Here is a 16,895-nt window from a genome sequence, read left to right on the forward strand (position 1 = left end):
AATCCCTGCCTATTGCCAAGCACAAAGAAACAACATAATGATAATAGCGAAACGCGTGCTCAATACGCTGACTGAGCTATGGCCGGTGCTTGAGACCCTGATGAAACGTTTCAAAATGGGCGACTTTAGCATCAAGGAAGTGCAAAGCATCATAAAGCAGCACTTTCCTCATTATTCCGGCGCTCAGATTTACAAAGAAACCAACCGCCTGCTTAGCCAAGACATTCTTGTTCCCTTAGCAAAATCATCGCAATTGGAAATCAACCGTGCGGTGAGTGATTTTGCCGCCTACTTATTGCAAGATGAAAGCTTGGGCGTGGCCGCTGAAATTCATGTTTTAGTGGACGACTTAGAGCGCTTAAGCGCTAAGCTCACTAAGGCGGTCGGTGATGATGATTACGGTGATATCAGTCGCTACACCCGGATTATGGATGAACGGGTACGTAAAATCGTCAAACTCTACCAGCACAATGAAAACGCCATTTACAATCTGGTTGAGCAAGCCAAGGCCAATGGTTCAAGCATGTCTCTGAGCAAGCGTTATAAGGCGGTGATTGAAGCCTTTGACGAATATATAGAACCCATGCTGGAAATGCTCGATATAAGCGGTGCCTTTCAAATTTGCTTCGACACCATTGAGCTTAGCCTTACCGAACACCTGTTGCACCTAAAACAAAGCGGCCGCGACGCCAATACCATTCGCATGTTGGAACAGCTGCGCACCCGCATCCTCGATATGCACCATATTGGCCGCGAAAGTCTGCGCCAAAGTGCCGACATGCTGATGCCACTGCGCGAAGAGTTAAGACAAAACACCCTAGTCACCCGCCAGGCCGCCAAGGTACTGGGGCTTATTCGTAAGCGCGGTTTGGATAGCGTGATGAGCGCCCATCAGCCGTTTTTTGCCAGCGAGCCCATGCATCACCAACTCGGCAGTAATGCACAATTAGTGGCCTATATGGCCGGGCTAAGCGAGTTTGAAGAGCATGACTTTGAAATGCCCGACGCCAGCGCTGCCGAGCCCTATCGCGCCCCAAATATTCCCAGCTTCAGAGATGTTCGCGCCCTGTTTAAACCCGCCAAGGGCAACAACAAAGCCCGTAAGCAGCAGCTTATTGATGTGCTCGATACCCATTATCCTGAGCTGGAGTCCGACGAGCTGTTATACCTGTATCAAAAACTGATTAACGACCCCTCGCTGACCCTGAGTCAAAGCGAACGGCTTGAAACTAAAACCATCGCCGGCAAGCGCTTTGCCTTGTATCCCTTTATCGATGCCAGTGATGCGACAACAACAAAAAGTAGCGAACAATTATGACCGACATAGACTTAACCCAGCTTACCCAGCTGCACTACATCAATAAAAAACTGGTCAGCGGCTATCATATCAGCGAGCAGGACAACCTTGCCTGGCAGGAGCTCGACCAACAACAAGAGCAATACGCCGCCCTCTTTAGTGCCCTAGGTCACACCCTGGTGCACGATGCCCGTGGTTTTTTCCATTTTGCCACAGATGAAGGCACAGCCAACATGGGTAAGATCTCCCGAGCCATTGCGCTCTTTATCTATACCCTGATTGAGCACTACGCCAACCAGGGCCAGGATCCCATGCGCGCGCTGTTCGACAAAGACGTCGACCTGGAGCTGTGTCAGGAGCTGGTGTTACACAACAAGGTGCTCTATGACCAGTTGGAGATCTTCTCCGGCACCGACTTACGCAAGGATGTGCTGATGCGCATGGTGCGCCTGGGAATGGCCAAGGCCAAAGACAAGGAAAGCGTGTTTCGTTTACTCGCCCCCATTCACCGCTATCTCGATGCCCTGTTAGAAGTAAATGAAGACGCGCTTGAAAGCGCCGAGGAGCTATAAATGCAGCAATTACACGGTCTGAGTAAACTAGCCCTGTTAAATACCGCTGGCTATGCCAAATGCGTGATCCCGCTGGATAAAAGCAGCTCTATTTGCGCGCCAAACAACACGGGGAAAAGCTCGGTAATAAACGCCCTGCAGTTTCCCCTTATCAATGACTTACGCCTGACCGAATGGGATGGCCATGATTTAGAAGAAACCCGCAAATTCTATTTTAATTCCGACCAGTCCTATATCTTGCTTGAGGCCGACCTGCCCCATGGCAAGGTGGTCATAGGTGTGGCGGGCCTTGGCAAAATAGCCGGCTTTGCCCATCAGTTCTTTTGTTATAACGGCGCGCTGAACCTTGATGACTTTACCGACAACAAGCGCATCGTCAAATACACCCGCTTGTTCAATCATCTTAAGGACAAGGGTTTTAGCCCCATCGAACTCAAGGCGCAGGAACTCAATGCCTTATTGATAGGCGGCGCAACGCCGTTCGATGGCGACATCAACCTGCGCATGATCCCGCTCAATAATGTCAGCGACGCCGCCACCTATAAAGAAATCTTCCGTCGCATGCTTAACCTGCACAAGCTCGGCGCCAGCGATGTAAAACGCTTTATGATGCGTGTGTTTGAGCGCCATATGTCCAACGCTAACGTCGACTTTTATGAGGTCTGGCAGCGGGCATTCGACAAGGTTAATCGCGCCCGTCGTGAGCTCAATGCCTTGGAAACCATGCAAGAGCCCATCGCCGCGCTGGAAAGTATGTTGGAGCACCAAAGTGCCCTTAAAGGCAAGCTAGGTGCCTATGCGCCAAAAATCGACTTGGCCCTGGCCGAGTTCGATACCTTTTATGAGGATCAGCACGCCACCTTGGCCGAGCAACTTGAAGAAATCTCTCAGGAGAAGGAAGAATTCGAGCAAAAGCAGCGCCTCTACGTGCAACAATCACGGGATATCGAGCGCAAGCTCACCGAGCTTGCGGCTTGGTTTAACGATTTCGACGCCCTGCATACTGAGTTTGAGCTGACCAACAGCGCCACCTTGCAAAGCGAGCTAAAAGCGCTTAAACAAGAGTATGAAGCCCTGTCCCACTCGCTTAAAAGCGCCGAGGGCCAGAGCCTGCATACCCTGGATTTTCGTATTAAAGAGACGCAAAAGCAGATCAAGAGCCTGAAACTTCAGCTGAAAAACCTGGAGTACAACCTCTTTACCCGCATGCGCGAGGACTTATCGCTCAAAGAAGTGGAAGAAATTTCGCGCATCCTCAATCCGGATCTGCTCTCTTTTGCCACCAGTAATGGCGGCGAGATCAATATTGACGATGAGGATGCGTTTGGCGCATTTTTATCCGAGCTAAGCCAGGCCGTGCGCGGCGGTGAGCTGGTGGTACCGGGCGCGACCATTTCCCTGAAGAAGCTGCCGGTAGTACAGATGCAAAGCGGCGCCGATAAGGCGCAACTAAGCGAGCAGCTGGCATCCCTTGAGCGCTCACTGAATGACCTTAAGGCCCAACGTGACGTTGCCGCCGATGTCGCCGGTAAACAAGCCGAGCGCGATGCTCTGTATGAGCAACTTATGGCCCAGGAAGCGGCGTTAAAACGCTTTGAGCAATACCAGGTTATGCAACGCTCCTGTGATGCCCAACAGGCCCTGCAAGAAAGCCTTAATGGTGAGCAGGAAGAAGTGGATGCCCATCTCAGTGAAGTGCAACAAAATGCCGCAGGTATCGCCGATCGCCGCGCCATTATTAACTCCAAAAAAGAGGCGTTGGAGCGTCAAAAAGCCCGCTTGCAACAGGTTAAGAACGAGCGCTTGGATCACACCCTGGACTTTATCAGCGGTAAGGTAACCCCCTACCTTATCGATATCACCTTTGATCTTGATGCCCTGGCCGACACCATTCACGGCTTTAACAAGGATTGTCAGGAGCTGCGCAACTTCGATATCAATGTGCGCAATACCTATTTGCATATCTACAACGCCGGGATCACCAAATTTGATAACGAAAGCGACGAGCTGAGCAAATACCAAAAGCTGATCAGCGCCTATCACAACCTGGATAACGAGCGCGAGGCGGTCAATCGCCAGGCTCGAGTGGCATTGACCGATGTGGCCGCCACCATTAAGGGGCTGCGCCAGGACTTAAACCGCTTAACATCGGAAATGCGCCTGTTTAATCAGGGGATCAGCGAGCACCAGATCTCAAACCTCAAAGGCTTTAAGATTGAGGTGGTGCCAAGAAAAATGTTGGTGCAAAGCATAGATACTATCCTTGCTACCTCAGATCTTTATGAGCAAGGGGATAGCCTGGATTTATTGGCGGAGCAGCATGTACACGAAAGTGAGGTGAATGAGGCCAAAGATCAATTGATTAAGCTCGCTTCCGACAAGGCGGGACTGACGCTGAGCGATCTTTTTGATATCCGCTTTGAGGTGGTTAACCGCGCTGGCGACACCGAGTATTTCGATAAAATCGACTCGGCCGGTTCAAACGGTACCCGTATTACCATCAAGCTGTTATGCGGCATGTTATTTATTCGCCATCTGCTTTCGGATAAAGAGAAAAGCCAGTACCGAGTGCCCCTGTATATTGATGAGGCCGCCGATATCGACCCGCAAAACCAGCAGGCTATTATCGAAACCGCGTTAAGCTTCGGTTTTGTGCCCATCTTTGCCTCGGTTAAACCGCAGATCAGCTGTGACTATATAGTTCCTATTCGTACCTTGGGCGATGGCAAGCAAAACTGGGTAGATGAAAAAGACTGGATCCGCGTGGAAAACGAAGAGCTGGTTTCTTGATTTGACCAAATAACAAAGGGGCGCCTGCCCCTTTGTTATTTTTCGCTCAATAGCATTCCATTACTCATCAAGCAAGGTATCAAAACCACCGTAAATCATCCGCTTACCATCAAACGGCATGGGGTTAAGCTGCTCCTGGCAACTGGGGTCCTGCATAAATTCTGCCCAGCCCTGATCACGCACTTCTTTTGACGGCCAGTGGATCCAGGAAAACACCACGGTTTCATCGTCTTTGCATTGCACCGCCATGGGAAACGACGTCAGTTTGCCATCGGGTACATCACTGCCCCAATTTTCCACCACACGATCGGCACCATACTTTTTAAAAAACACCGCGGCCTTTGCCGTATGTTCACGATACTCCTCGCGTTTTTCCGTTGGCACAGCACAGACAAAACCATCTACATAACTCATGTTTATTCTCCTTGGTGCAGCTCGCACCTTTACATTTTTATTAGGATTAACCTATAGCGGACAAAGCCGACTGTTTCTAGCGGCCTTTTCAAGCGACATCTCCAAGCGGACGCATAAATTTCTCCCTTCATAGTATGTATGATGCTCGGCAAAACGCCGGAAAAGTTTCCTCCCCGACCGTAAAACTGATAATTCTCTACAACAAATTCAACCCCTTGCATATACTCACTCTACGATTGTGCACTAAGCCACGAAGGAGAATTAAATGATTGCCTATACCATGATAGGAGTAAGCGATTTACCCATGGCGATAGATTTCTACAAGCCATTATTTGCGCAAATGGGCATGGAAATATGTTGGCAAGGCGATACCTGCGCCTCTTTTGGCATTGTCGATGATGAGTCGGTGCCACGCTTTTTTATCGGCTACCCATTCGATGGTGCTGCCGCCAGCGTCGGCAATGGCACCATGACGGCATTTAGGCTGCAATCACCGGAGCAGGTTGTGGCCCTGCACAAGATGGCCTTGGAAAATGGCGGCAGAGATGTTGGTAAGCCGGGTTATCGACCCCAATATGGCGAGGGCTTTTATGCCGCCTATGTGCGCGATAGCGATGGTAATAAACTCGCTTTTGTTGTCTATCCTTAGTCTTAAGCAACTTAACTAAGCGATCGGGGCATTCCCTTCAGTGCTACAGCCACTTTTTTTACTCACCTTTTTTATTGGCACCTTTATTGGCTTTCGTTTTGTCCTGGCTTATCTACGGGTGAAAGACGAAGTCAATAAAAGGGCCATTGCACTGACGATCAGTTTTTTAGCCATTCAACTCGCCTGCGGCTGGGTGAGCAACCTGCTAAATTTTGTCGAGCCCACAACCCTTATCGCTTCGGTGATCCTCTTTGCCTTTGTATTAAGAAAAGTACTGATCCTAAAGCTATGGCAAGTTATCGCCATCCCCATTGTGGTATCTATGATCTCCACCCTATTTATGGCCATTACCTTTATGCTGGCCATTCGCTTGTTTGGGCCCATCGGCGTCAATTGAAACCCAACGCCTAGGAAAATATGATCCAGATCCTCTTTGCGTAAAATTTACACACATTTACGCTAAATGCTGTCGAAATTGACACAAATCTCACCCATACTGGATTTTAGTTTCGCTCAACCTGAGAATTAAATATGGATAATAAACTCTCGACCCCCACCATAGTATTGCATTGGCTTACCGGCTTGTTGTTTATCGGCGTATTGGCATTTGGCTTGTATGTTGAGGAGCTGCCCAAGGGGGATGAAAAGCTAGAGATGCTGGCACTGCATAAATCCTTTGGCATTACCGTGCTTTGTTTTGCCTTTGCGCGCTTGCTCTGGCGCCTTAAAGAGGGTGAAATTACCCATGTTGCCGAGCTTAGCAAAGTCCAGGAGTTAACCGCTAAGAGCGTGCATATGGTGTTGCTGATAGGCACCTTGTTAATGCCCATCTCCGGATTAATGATGAGTATCGGCGGCGGCCATGGTGCGGCCTTATTTGGTTTCGAGCTCTATCCAAAGAGTGAAAAAATCGAATGGATGGGAAGCCTTGGGCACGATATTCATGGCCCGGCGGCCTGGTTGTTGCTTGTGACCCTGTTGGTGCATATCGCCGCGGCCATCAAACACCATTTAATCGATAAAGATAGAACCTTAAGTCGTATGCTGGGGCGTGGCAGCGACTAACTCGAAAATAAAATGGGGAGCCTAGGCTCCCCTTTTTTATACCCGCTTAAGGCTCAGCCAATTGCCTTTTGACCTCTTCACTGTCCTTGTGCAGATAATTATCACTGCTTAACCCCAGGCTTTGCGGCAAGGTGGCACTGATAAATACCGACGACCAGGTACCCACCAGGACGCCAACAAACAAGGTGATGGCAAAGCCACGCAGCGGCGCCCCCGCCATCATCCAGATACTGATAATGGTGGTTAAGGTAGTCAAGGAGGTGATCAGGGTTCGGCTCATGGAGGCAAAAATGGCCTCATTCACGCTTCTGGACACATTTTGCTCGGGTTTAGCGCGCACTATCTCGCGCACCTTATCGCCTATGACTATGGAGTCATTGAGGGAGTATCCGATGATCGCCAAAATAGCCGCCAACACGGTTAAGGTAAATTCCACCTCAAACAAGGCTAACAGCGCCAGGGTGATAATCACATCATGGGCCAGCGCCAGGGTTGCCGCTACGCTTAAGCGCCATTCAAAACGACCAAGGAGATAAAGCATCACCGCCAGGGTAGCGAATAACAATGCCATCATTCCCTGCTCTATCAGTTCATCGCCGGCGGCGGCACCCAAAAAGCTGTTATCAAGCACGGTTGCACCGCTGTGCACCGACCAGCTCGCCAGCCAATCGCCGCTGGCCCGTCCCGCCTCGGGCGTTTGAAACACTGACCATTGCCCCGGGCCCCGATCGGTTAAGCGAAATGGCCCATCAATATAATTGCCAAGATCTTGCTTTAACGGCTCTTGGGCGACCGACTGAGGCAGACTAAACTCACTGACGTAACCGCCGGTAAAATCCTGCCCCAAGGGCACACCCTTAAGGGTGATGATCAACAGGCTCAATACCATAAGCAAAACACTCAACCACAGGCCAAATTGGCGCACGGATTTAAAATTACTCACCATGATGGAACTCCTTGGTCGGGTGCTTAGCCGTCTCTTTCGCCCAGTTAAACAACAAATAAGAAAGGTATTTGGATACCAGAACACCACTAAAAACGCTGGTGGCAATGCCCAGGGCCAGGGTGATGGCAAAGCCTTTGACCGGACCATAACCTACCCCCACCAGCACCAAGGCGCTGATAAAGGTGGTGAGATTGGCATCGATAATACTGCTCATGGCGTGTTGATAACCTCGCTGCAGTGCCTGCAAACGAGTGCGCCCCAGGCGTAGCTCCTCCTTGATGCGCTCAAAGATGATGACATTGGTATCCACCGCCATGCCTATGGTTAGGACCAAACCGGCGATCCCCGGCAGCGTTAACACCACCCCGGGCAACAGCGACATCAGCCCAAGTAAACTGACGACATTAACCATCAACGCCAGGTTCGCCACCACTCCTAGGCGGCGATACCAAAACAGCATAAAGCCCAGGGTCAACGCAAAGCCAAGCAATAAGGCATTAAGGCCATTACTGATATTTTGCTCGCCCAGGCTCGGACTCATGGTTTGTTCCTTGATGATGCGTATCGGCGCTTCCAAAGAACCGGCACGCAGCACTAGGGCGAGATCCTGCGCTCGCTGCCAGGAATCCAGACCGGTAATGCTAAAACGCGTTCCCAAGGCTTCATTGATGGTGGCAATTGAGATCACCTCCTCACGTTTATGCACATTTTCATCGGCGCCTTGCACATACTCGCTGTACAAGGTGGCCATGGGCTCGCCGATATGGGCGCGAGAGAAGCGATTAATTTTATCGCCGCCCTGGGATGAGAGCTGCAACTGCACCATGGGTTGGCCCCATTCATCGCGCCCGGCCTGCGCACCGGTAATATCATTGCCGGTAAATATGGCCTTGGCATCGATGGCCACTCGGTCTCCCTCTTGGGTTAACACCCGCTTGCCACCTTGCTGCTGCATGCCGTGAAACGACAACTGGGCGGTAGCACCTATGATACGTTTGGCCTCGCCCGGGTCTTGGACGCCGGGCAACTCAATGCGAATGCCCTGCTCGCCCTGACGCTGCACCACAGCCTCGGTGATCCCCAGCTCTTCAATGCGCTTGCGCAAGGTGGCCAGGGCCTGAGCCATGTCCTCACGGGCGAAAAGCTGCTGTTGGGCCGCAGGGTAATGCAATCTGCTATATACAAAATCCCCCTTTTGCTCACGCGTGACATGCAGTTGTGGATACAGCTGCTGTAGCTGATCTTGTAATTGCTCGCCCTGAGCCGCCGAACGCAGTGGGGAGCGCAGCACCAGGGCATGATCCCCAGTGTCTATGCTCACGCCTCGCAATCCAAGGGTACGCCGGAGGGTAGTGGCATCCGCTGCAATGGATTTAATACGCTGCGCCATGGCTTGATCGGTATCGACTTGCAAGACAAAAAGCACGCCGCCACCTAAGTCCAAACCCAGTTTCATCGGCGCTAAGCCAAGACTTTGCATCCAGCTCGGTGTGGTCGCTCGTGTTTGCACCTTGACGTTGGCGTCCGTTAATTGTTGTCGTAATACCCCGGCCGCCGCGGCGCTGTTATTCGGTCTTTCCAGGGTCAGCAATAACCTCTGTGCCTGGGGGTCAAAGTGGCCACCTTGTACAGGGAAACCTTGATTATCGAGCAAGCGCTCGATCTGAACCAAGGCCTGCGCTCCCTCGGGATTCTCGACAGCAATCACCTTGGTATTGGGGTATAAGTTGGGTAAGGCACTCAGTGCCAATATCACAATGAGGGCAAGGGTGGTAAATACGCCCATGCCACGCTTGGCTCGCCATAACGAACCGTTTTTATTATTCATAATCTCTACCTTACGCTTGCCAAAACAAGCGTAAAAAATTGCCATCCTTGTCAGCAGACGCGGCCTAAAACCGGTCTGTGGACAAGAAATAAAACCTTTGCTGGATACTTGAACCAGCCGCTAAATGGAGTGTTAAACGGGTCGTTAGCCGAGCCGCTAACCAGGCAGAGAGTCGTACAGCAGGCGGCTGCGATAGGTGAGATTGGCGGCCTTGCAGTTATCAAGCAGGCCACTGTTGGGCCGGCACGTATGCATATACCAGGGTAAGTCGGTCCTTGGCGTCAACCTGAGCTTATCCAGGCGACTGGGCTCGTCTTGTTGCGCCAGGGTATAGGCGAGCAGATACAAGGGTTGCTGCTCGGGATGTAAAAAATAGCTTGGGTGCGAGCCCATGGCCCGCTGGGGCAGTTGTACCGGATGAGAGGTGGGCGCTTTATGCTGCTTGGCGTCCATATCCATTTCAAGCGTAAAGGTGAGACAGGGTGCTGTACTTTGCACTTGCTGCGTCGCACACAGTGCAGTTGGCACCGGCGCGGAACTCTGCTGCGGAAACTGCCCAGCACCGAGCGCACTTGCAAAAACAAGTGTGATCGCAGCCACCCAGATTATCAAAAATGCACGCACAATCAGCTCACCCACAAATCATCATCTTGCCCCGTTAAGTTGTTATTTCGACATCGGGCAATCTACTCTTAGATATGGGCAAAAGACGATAAATCAAACCTCTATCTAAAAAATCGCTGTTTGGGAGATGCTATGCTAGGTCAGGTATTTAACGATGCGGTCGCGCGCTTAAAGCGTATTGGTGCACTCACCCAGTGCTCTAATCAGGTGATCAGTGCCCTCAGTCATGCCAATGCCATGTTGCACGTCAATGTTGAGGTGCGCATGGATAATGGTCATATTCACTACTTCCCCGGCTATCGCTGTCAACACAATAATGTGCTCGGCCCGACCAAGGGCGGGATACGTTTTCACCCTCAGGTCAACGCCGATGAAGTACAGGCTTTGGCGCTGTGGATGACGCTAAAATGCGCGGTGGTGGGTATTCCCTTTGGCGGCGCCAAGGGTGGCGTCTGTGTCGACCCAAAAACCCTCTCCCCCTTTGAACTGGAGCGCTTATCCCGCTCCTATGTACGTGCCATGGCCGACTTTATTGGTCCGGAGCGCGATATTCCCGCCCCGGATGTCTATACCAATGCCCTGATCATGGGTTGGATGATGGATGAATACGAGAAAATTACCCGGGTAAAAAACCCCGCGGTGATCACCGGCAAGCCTATCGCCCTGGGCGGCAGTTTAGGACGAGACGATGCCACCGGCCGCGGCGCCTATTTGTGCATCAAGGAGTTGGAAAAACGCGACCAGCTTACGCCACAAGAAACCCGCGTTGCCGTCCAGGGCTTTGGCAGCGGCGGCTACCATGTGGCGCGCCTGCTCGCCAATGACGGCTATAAGGTGGTGGCGGTCAGTGACTCGCAAGGGGCCATCTATCGTCAGGAAGGTTTGAATATAGACAGTGTTTATCGGCAAAAGCAACAGCATAAGGAGCTCAAAGCCGTGTATTGCGAAGGCTCGGTGTGCGAGGCCCTAGAGCACCAACGCCTCAGTAATGCCGAACTCTTGGTCAGTGACGTCGATATCCTGATCCCCGCCGCTCTCGATGGGGTGATCACGGCTGCAAACGCCGCAGCCATTCAAGCCCGTTACATAGTGGAGATTGCCAATGGCCCGGTGACCAGCGACGCCGATGCTATTTTGAAAAATAAAGGGGTGATAGTGATCCCGGATATTCTTGCCAACGCTGGTGGTGTCACCGTCAGCTATTTTGAATGGACGCAAAATCGCTGTGGTCAGCGCTGGCCAAGAGAAAAGGTCAGCGAAGAGCTGAGCCAGGTAATGCAACGCGCCTTTAAGCGCGCCAATGATCTGGTGGAAAAGCACGGCATGGACTTTCGCGACGCCGTCTATGCCGTGGCTCTAGAACGGCTCAGTGAAGGCATTGAAGCGCACGGCACGCCGGATTATTTCAACGGCGGTTGAACAAACATCTTGCTGCTAAGTTCGACCAGGGCGTCGAGCTTAGCTTTATCGACCGGAGGTTTCCAGGCTATCAACTGCTCCCAAAATGCCAGCTCTTTGAGGCCACCAAAAAACACCACGGCGGCGATATCCGGAGCAATATCCTTAAGCGCGCCCTTGCTGTGGGCTTCTTCGAACCATTCATTGATACCCTGCTCGCAATGCTTAAAGCGCTCATCGAGCATGGCGGCGCGCTTTTTCGAGCGCAATGATTCGATCAAAATAATACGGGATAAGGTCAAGTAGTCCTTATCCTGAGTCAGCCTCAGTGCAACATCGGCTAACTTTTGCAGCTGCTCTTTAATCGGCGTTTGCATGCAGAAAGGGTTGTCTTGTAGAGGGCGAATACGCTCAATCAACAAATCGACAACGCCGTCAAAAAGTTGTTCCTTGTTGCTGTAGTATTTGTACAGCGTGCGCTTTGATACCTTGGCCTTAGTGGCCACCGCTTCCATGGTCGTGCCTGCCAGCCCGCGTTGGGCAAACAAGGCAATGGCTGCGCCGATCACTGCTTGTTGTTTTGTACTACTCATGTGCCGCCCCTTATGTCAACGCTCGGCAGTATAACTAAACTGCACTAAGAAGATAGTTGGTAAACGAAAAAGTATACCTAAATTAAAAAAAAGTATACACTTTCGTTTACTTGGTGACCATTGGGTTACAATAATTACATTTAGCAAAGTGAATTCATTCTTTGGGGAATTGACGCTACGCTTTCTTTAAAGTGGCTTTTTTGCCATGCGATAACAGCCTGAAGATGCCAAGTATTCCGCCTCGGCGGCACCTAAATACCATATAACTTGCACAGGGAAACGCTTATCTTATGCGCACTAACCTAGTTAATTCTTTCGCCCGCTCCGCGTCTTTGGCGCTCACTGCCAGCTTACTCTTAAGTGCCTGTGAGCAAGGCGCGCAGCAGCAACAACAGGCCATGCCTCCAGCTCAGGTCGAAGTACTGGCCGTCACCCCTATCGACGCGCCCTTTGTGATCTCATTGCCAGCGACGGTATCGGGCTCTAAAGAAGTTGAAATTCGCGCCCGCGTCAGTGGCGTGCTTGAGTCTCGAAACTTCTCGGAAGGGCAAAAGGTCAGCGCCGGGCAGTCACTCTTTACCATTGACTTAGCACCCTATCAGCTCGCCTATGAACAGGCCCATGCCGCCGTAGTCGCCGCCAAGGCACGGTTAGAGCAGGCACAAAGAGAAAGTAAGCGACTGGCAAAGCTGCGCGAAGATAAATCGGTTTCCCAGCGCGATTATGATAACGCCCGTTCCAGCGTCGATATCGCCGAGGCGGATCTCAATGCCAGCGAAGTGCAACTGCGCGAAGCCAAGCTCAACCTGGACTATGCCCAAGTGAAGGCCCCGGTTAACGGCATTATGGGTCGTGAACAGGTATCGGAAGGCACCTATGTGTCCGGCCCAGAGGTATTACTCACGCAGATCACCGCACTCGACCCAGTGCGAGTGCGCTTTGGCCTGTCCGAGCGCGAACAGCTGATGATGCGCCAGGCACAAAAACGCGGCGAACTAACCCTGCCTGCGGATGGCCAGTGGCAAACCCAATTGAAACTACAAGACGGCAGCCTGTATGAGCATATGGGCACGGTAAACTTTACCGATGTGCGCATTAACGCCAATACCGGCACCTCGGAATTTCAGGCCATAGTCGCCAACCCGGACTTTAGTCTTCGCCCAGGTCAGTTTGTGCAGGTCGAGTTGCTAGGCGCTGAACACAAGGGCACCTTTGCCGTCCCGCAAAAGGCTGTGCTTGATAATGGCACCGGCAAATTCGTTTACCTTGCTGCCACCAATGAGCAAGGCGCCACCATAGCCCGCCCCGCTCCCGTTGAGGTCGGCGAATGGTATCGCCAACAAAAGGGTGAGCAAATAGAAAACCTGTGGATTATCCGTAGCGGCCTGAGCGCCGGCGATAAGGTGATCGTCGAAGGCATGGCTCGTATCTTCTTCCCGGGCATGCCGGTTAGCGTCATCAACGAGCAAGGATAAGGGCATTATGTTTTCTCGATATTTTATCGATAGGCCGATCTTCGCCTTTGTGATCTCCATCGTCATAGTTCTCGCGGGCCTGGCCGCCATGCGCGCCCTGCCCGTGGCCCAATACCCGGAAATCGCCCCACCTGTGGTACAGGTGACCGCCAGTTACCCAGGTGCCGCCGCCGAGGTGCTTGAGCAAACCGTGGCCGCCCCCATAGAAAATGCCATCACCGGCGTTGAGGGCATGATGTATATGGCATCGACGTCCACCAGTGCCGGCACCACCACCATAGAAGTGACCTTTGAAATCGGCACCGATGCCGATCAGGCCGCGGTGGACGTAAACAACCGCGTTAAGCAGGTGGAAGCGCGTTTACCCGAGGAAACCCGTCGCCAGGGCGTGGTGGTACAAAAAGGTTCATCCAGCTTTTTGCAGGTGCATGCTTTTTATTCCCCGGACGACAGTCGTTCGGCGCTGTGGACCTCTAACTATGTGACCTTGAATATACTGGATCGCATCAAGCGCATCCCCGGCACCACCAATGTGCAAATATTCGGTGCCAAGGACTATGCCATGCGCATCTGGTTGCGACCGGACTTAATGAGCCAGCTTGGCGTGACGGTGGACGAAATCACCACCGCCATTCGCGAGCAAAACTCTCAATATGCCCTGGTAACATAGGTGCCACGCCAACCCATGTGGCGCCGCAATCTTTGGTCTACAGCGTCACCGCTCGTGGCCGTATGTCGGAGCCAAAAGAGTTTGAAAACATTATCCTGCGTGCCAATGCCGATGGCAGCTCGCTGCGTTTAAAAGACGTAGCCCGGGTTGAGCTCGGCGCCAAGGACTATAACTTTGAAGGCAGCTTTAACGGCAAAGAAGCCGTGCTGATGGGTATTTTCCTGCAGCCCGGTGCCAATGCCCTGGAAGTCGCCGAAGAAGTCGGCGCCGTGATGGCCGAATTTAAGCCTCAGTTCCCGGTGGGCCTTGAGCATGTGGTCTCCTACGACACCACTCGCTTTGTTGAAGTGTCCATCCGTGAGGTGTTAAAAACCCTGATAGAAGCCATGATTTTGGTGTTCCTGGTGGTGTATCTGTTCTTACAGAACTGGCGCGCCACCCTTATTCCGACGCTGGCGGTACCGGTTTCCTTGCTTGGCACCTTTGCCGGCATGTATATGTTGGGTTACTCCATCAATACCTTGACCCTGTTCGGCATGGTGCTTTCTATCGGTATCGTCGTCGACGATGCCATAGTGGTGCTGGAAAACGTCGAGCGTATTATGCACGAAGAGCATGTCAGTGCCCGCGACGCGGCGATTAAGGCCATGGGCGAGGTCTCCGGTCCCGTGGTGGCCATAGTCCTGGTGTTATGTTCGGTGTTTGTGCCCATCGCCTTCCTCGGCGGTTTGACGGGCGAGCTGTTCCGCCAGTTTGCCATTACCATTTCTATTGCCGTGAGCCTCTCTGGTGTGGTCGCCTTGACCATGACGCCGGCGCTGTGCGTGCTTATTCTTAAACACGAACACAAGCAAACCGCAGGCTTCTTCGTCTGGTTTAATAAGTTCTTTAGTGCGATTACCCATAAATACGTGGGCGCCGTTGGCTTTATGGTGCGCCGTGGTCTGCTGGGTTTAGTGCTTATGGTAGCCATGGTCACTGCCACCATAGGTCTCTGGCAAAAAACGCCCAGTTCACTGGTTCCCGATGAAGATCAGGGTTTCTACATCGTAGCGGTATTCCTACCGGATGGTGCCTCGTTAGAGCGCACCTCCGCGGTGGTGGATGAGGTGATAGCCGCGGTGCAATCAAACCCGGCGAACGAAAATATTGCCTCCTTTACTGGCTTTGACTTTATCGGCGGCGGTTTTAAAAACAATGCCGCGACCATGTTCGTCACCCAAACCCATTGGGATGACCGCGAGGTAGATACCAAGGCCCTGGTCGGCGAGCTGTTTGGCAAAACCGCCCATATCAATGAGGCTCTTGTGCTGGCGTTTAACCCGCCGGCTATTTTCGGCTTAGGAAGCACGGGCGGCTTTGAGTTTTATATTCAAAATAAAGGGGCCGGAGGCCCGGAGAAACTGCAACAGGCCATGCAACTGGTGATGAGTGAGGCGCAAAAGAGCCCCATAGTCGGTGGCGTGCAGACCCTGTGGCGCCCGGACGCACCGCAATTGAAGGTGGATATTGACCGCGAGCAGGCCCGTGCCATGGGCGTCAATATTAACGAGGCCTTTAATACCCTGGCCGGTACGCTGGGCACCTACTATGTGAATGACTTCAACAAGTTTGGTCGCGCCTGGCAGGTATTAATGTCGGCGGAAGCCCAGTATCGCATGCAGCCTCAGGACATTGGCCGTATTTACGTTAAAAGCAGCTCAGGTGAGATGGTGCCCATGTCGGCCTTTACCACCATGGAGTTTAGCCGCGGCCCTGATAGCCTGAGTCGCTACAATAACCTACCGGCGGTCAAACTGCTGGGCGAGGCGGCACCGGGTTACAGCTCGGGTCAGGCCATCGCCGAAATCGAGCGTATCGCCGCCCAGGTTTTGCCTGCGGATATGAGCTACGACTGGACCGGCACCGCCTTCCAGGAAAAGCGCAGCTCGGGTACGACCGGGTTGGCGCTGGGTCTGGCGGTGATCATGGTCTTTTTGATCCTCGCGGCGCTCTATGAGCGTTGGTCTTTGCCCTTGTCTGTGATGCTGGCCCTGCCCTTTGGTACCTTTGGCGCCCTTATTTCCATTTGGATAGCGGGCCTGACCAATGATGTCTACTTCCAAATTGGTCTGGTTACCTTGCTCGGTCTGGCCGGTAAGAATGCCATTTTGATCGTCGAATATGCCTTGCTTAAGCATCAACAGGGCTGGAGTGCCGCTGCAGCAGCACTTGAGGCTGCCCGACTGCGTTTTCGCCCCATTATCATGACCTCCATGGCCTTTATCCTTGGCGTTGTGCCCTTGGTGCTGAGCTCGGGAGCTGGTGCCGGTGCCCGCCACAGTGTCGGTACCGGGGTCATGGGCGGCATGATGGCGGCCACCTTCCTGGCCGTATTCTTTGTGCCCCTGTTCTTCTACTGGCTAACTCAACGTCGCCTCGGTGAGCGCCGCTCACGCCAGGAGCTCGCGGATGAAATTGCCAGTCAGCATAAAAAGGAACATGTGGATACCAAGGAAGGCTTGGTTTAAAACAGCTATAAAAGGCGGCAAAAATTGCCGCCAATCCGCCTTCAACGCGGGATATTTAGCTGAC

13 protein-coding genes and 1 pseudogene are annotated in these 16,895 nt (G+C 52.4%); 9 read left to right on the plus strand and 5 right to left on the minus strand.

What is annotated here, in order from left to right; genetic code table 11:
• Positions 1-37: 37 nt before the first annotated feature.
• Genes C2M34_RS15220 through C2M34_RS15230 form a run of 3 tightly spaced genes read left to right on the plus strand, consistent with a single transcriptional unit; the run spans position 38 to position 4,659 of the window.
• Positions 38-1,318: a hypothetical protein gene (locus C2M34_RS15220; protein WP_105259241.1), complete on the plus strand. Its 1,281-nt coding sequence runs from the start codon at positions 38-40 to the stop codon at positions 1,316-1,318.
• On the plus strand, positions 1,315-1,869 hold the full coding sequence (locus C2M34_RS15225) for a condensin complex protein MksE (RefSeq protein ID WP_105259242.1): 555 nt from the start codon (positions 1,315-1,317) through the stop codon (positions 1,867-1,869). Before C2M34_RS15220 ends, C2M34_RS15225 begins: the two co-directional genes overlap by 4 nt.
• Positions 1,870-4,659 (plus strand): ATPase, encoded by a 2,790-nt coding sequence (locus tag C2M34_RS15230; RefSeq protein WP_105259243.1) that lies wholly within the window; start codon positions 1,870-1,872, stop codon positions 4,657-4,659.
• 60 nt (positions 4,660-4,719) lie between these two features.
• On the opposite strand, the gene C2M34_RS15235 is transcribed toward C2M34_RS15230, so the two are convergent.
• Complete coding sequence (locus tag C2M34_RS15235) at positions 4,720-5,073, minus strand: DUF1428 domain-containing protein (RefSeq protein WP_105259244.1); 354 nt, start codon at positions 5,071-5,073, stop codon at positions 4,720-4,722.
• Between the two features lie 265 nt (positions 5,074-5,338).
• On the opposite strand from C2M34_RS15235, the gene C2M34_RS15240 reads away from it, so the two are divergent.
• From C2M34_RS15240 to C2M34_RS15250, 3 genes are all read left to right on the plus strand, one after another.
• Positions 5,339-5,722 (plus strand): VOC family protein, encoded by a 384-nt coding sequence (locus C2M34_RS15240; protein ID WP_105213570.1) that lies wholly within the window; start codon positions 5,339-5,341, stop codon positions 5,720-5,722.
• Positions 5,723-5,762: 40 nt separating this feature from the next.
• On the plus strand, positions 5,763-6,119 hold the full coding sequence (locus tag C2M34_RS15245; RefSeq protein ID WP_105199843.1) for a hypothetical protein: 357 nt from the start codon (positions 5,763-5,765) through the stop codon (positions 6,117-6,119).
• 134 nt (positions 6,120-6,253) lie between these two features.
• Positions 6,254-6,787, plus strand: a complete 534-nt coding sequence (locus C2M34_RS15250) for a cytochrome b (protein WP_105259245.1) — start codon at positions 6,254-6,256, stop codon at positions 6,785-6,787.
• 46 nt (positions 6,788-6,833) lie between these two features.
• Here the strand turns inward: C2M34_RS15250 and secF are convergent, their stop codons facing one another.
• The 3 genes from secF to C2M34_RS15265 form a co-directional block, all read right to left on the minus strand.
• Positions 6,834-7,733 carry a protein translocase subunit SecF gene (gene secF / locus C2M34_RS15255; RefSeq protein WP_105259246.1) on the minus strand — a complete coding sequence of 300 codons (900 nt, stop codon included), beginning with the start codon at positions 7,731-7,733 and terminating at the stop codon, positions 6,834-6,836.
• Entirely contained in the window at positions 7,723-9,561 is a 1,839-nt protein-coding gene (gene secD / locus C2M34_RS15260) for a protein translocase subunit SecD (RefSeq protein WP_105259308.1), read from the minus strand. Before secD ends, secF begins: the two co-directional genes overlap by 11 nt.
• Positions 9,562-9,717: 156 nt before the next feature.
• The gene (locus tag C2M34_RS15265) at positions 9,718-10,200 is read right to left on the minus strand and encodes a hypothetical protein (RefSeq protein ID WP_105259247.1); all 483 of its coding nucleotides are present in this window, start codon (positions 10,198-10,200) and stop codon (positions 9,718-9,720) included.
• Between the two features lie 117 nt (positions 10,201-10,317).
• On the opposite strand from C2M34_RS15265, the gene C2M34_RS15270 reads away from it, so the two are divergent.
• Positions 10,318-11,604 (plus strand): Glu/Leu/Phe/Val family dehydrogenase, encoded by a 1,287-nt coding sequence (locus C2M34_RS15270; RefSeq protein ID WP_105199839.1) that lies wholly within the window; start codon positions 10,318-10,320, stop codon positions 11,602-11,604.
• On the opposite strand, the gene C2M34_RS15275 is transcribed toward C2M34_RS15270, so the two are convergent.
• Positions 11,586-12,176 (minus strand): TetR/AcrR family transcriptional regulator, encoded by a 591-nt coding sequence (locus tag C2M34_RS15275; protein WP_105199838.1) that lies wholly within the window; start codon positions 12,174-12,176, stop codon positions 11,586-11,588. The genes C2M34_RS15270 and C2M34_RS15275 overlap by 19 nt on opposite strands.
• A 290-nt stretch (positions 12,177-12,466) precedes the next feature.
• Between C2M34_RS15275 and C2M34_RS15280 the strand changes: the two genes are divergently transcribed.
• Together C2M34_RS15280 and C2M34_RS15285 are read left to right on the plus strand one after the other, a co-directional pair.
• Positions 12,467-13,651, plus strand: coding sequence for an efflux RND transporter periplasmic adaptor subunit (locus C2M34_RS15280; RefSeq protein ID WP_105199837.1), 1,185 nt, complete (start codon positions 12,467-12,469; stop codon positions 13,649-13,651).
• A gap of 7 nt (positions 13,652-13,658) precedes the next feature.
• Positions 13,659-16,831, plus strand: a pseudogene (locus tag C2M34_RS15285) (efflux RND transporter permease subunit).
• Positions 16,832-16,895: the final 64 nt, after the last annotated feature.

The sequence above is a fragment of the Pseudoalteromonas sp. T1lg88 genome, from assembly GCF_002964765.1.
GTDB lineage: Bacteria > Pseudomonadota > Gammaproteobacteria > Enterobacterales > Alteromonadaceae > Pseudoalteromonas.

Coding starts and splice junctions, on each gene's coding strand:
- C2M34_RS15220 (WP_105259241.1), top strand. CDS start 38: ATGATAATAGCGAAACGCGTGCTCAATACGCTGACTGAGCTATGGCCG.
- C2M34_RS15225 (WP_105259242.1), top strand. CDS start 1,315: ATGACCGACATAGACTTAACCCAGCTTACCCAGCTGCACTACATCAAT.
- C2M34_RS15230 (WP_105259243.1), top strand. CDS start 1,870: ATGCAGCAATTACACGGTCTGAGTAAACTAGCCCTGTTAAATACCGCT.
- C2M34_RS15235 (WP_105259244.1), bottom strand. CDS start 5,073: ATGAGTTATGTAGATGGTTTTGTCTGTGCTGTGCCAACGGAAAAACGC.
- C2M34_RS15240 (WP_105213570.1), top strand. CDS start 5,339: ATGATTGCCTATACCATGATAGGAGTAAGCGATTTACCCATGGCGATA.
- C2M34_RS15250 (WP_105259245.1), top strand. CDS start 6,254: ATGGATAATAAACTCTCGACCCCCACCATAGTATTGCATTGGCTTACC.
- secF (WP_105259246.1), bottom strand. CDS start 7,733: ATGGTGAGTAATTTTAAATCCGTGCGCCAATTTGGCCTGTGGTTGAGT.
- secD (WP_105259308.1), bottom strand. CDS start 9,561: ATGAATAATAAAAACGGTTCGTTATGGCGAGCCAAGCGTGGCATGGGC.
- C2M34_RS15270 (WP_105199839.1), top strand. CDS start 10,318: ATGCTAGGTCAGGTATTTAACGATGCGGTCGCGCGCTTAAAGCGTATT.
- C2M34_RS15275 (WP_105199838.1), bottom strand. CDS start 12,176: ATGAGTAGTACAAAACAACAAGCAGTGATCGGCGCAGCCATTGCCTTG.
- C2M34_RS15280 (WP_105199837.1), top strand. CDS start 12,467: ATGCGCACTAACCTAGTTAATTCTTTCGCCCGCTCCGCGTCTTTGGCG.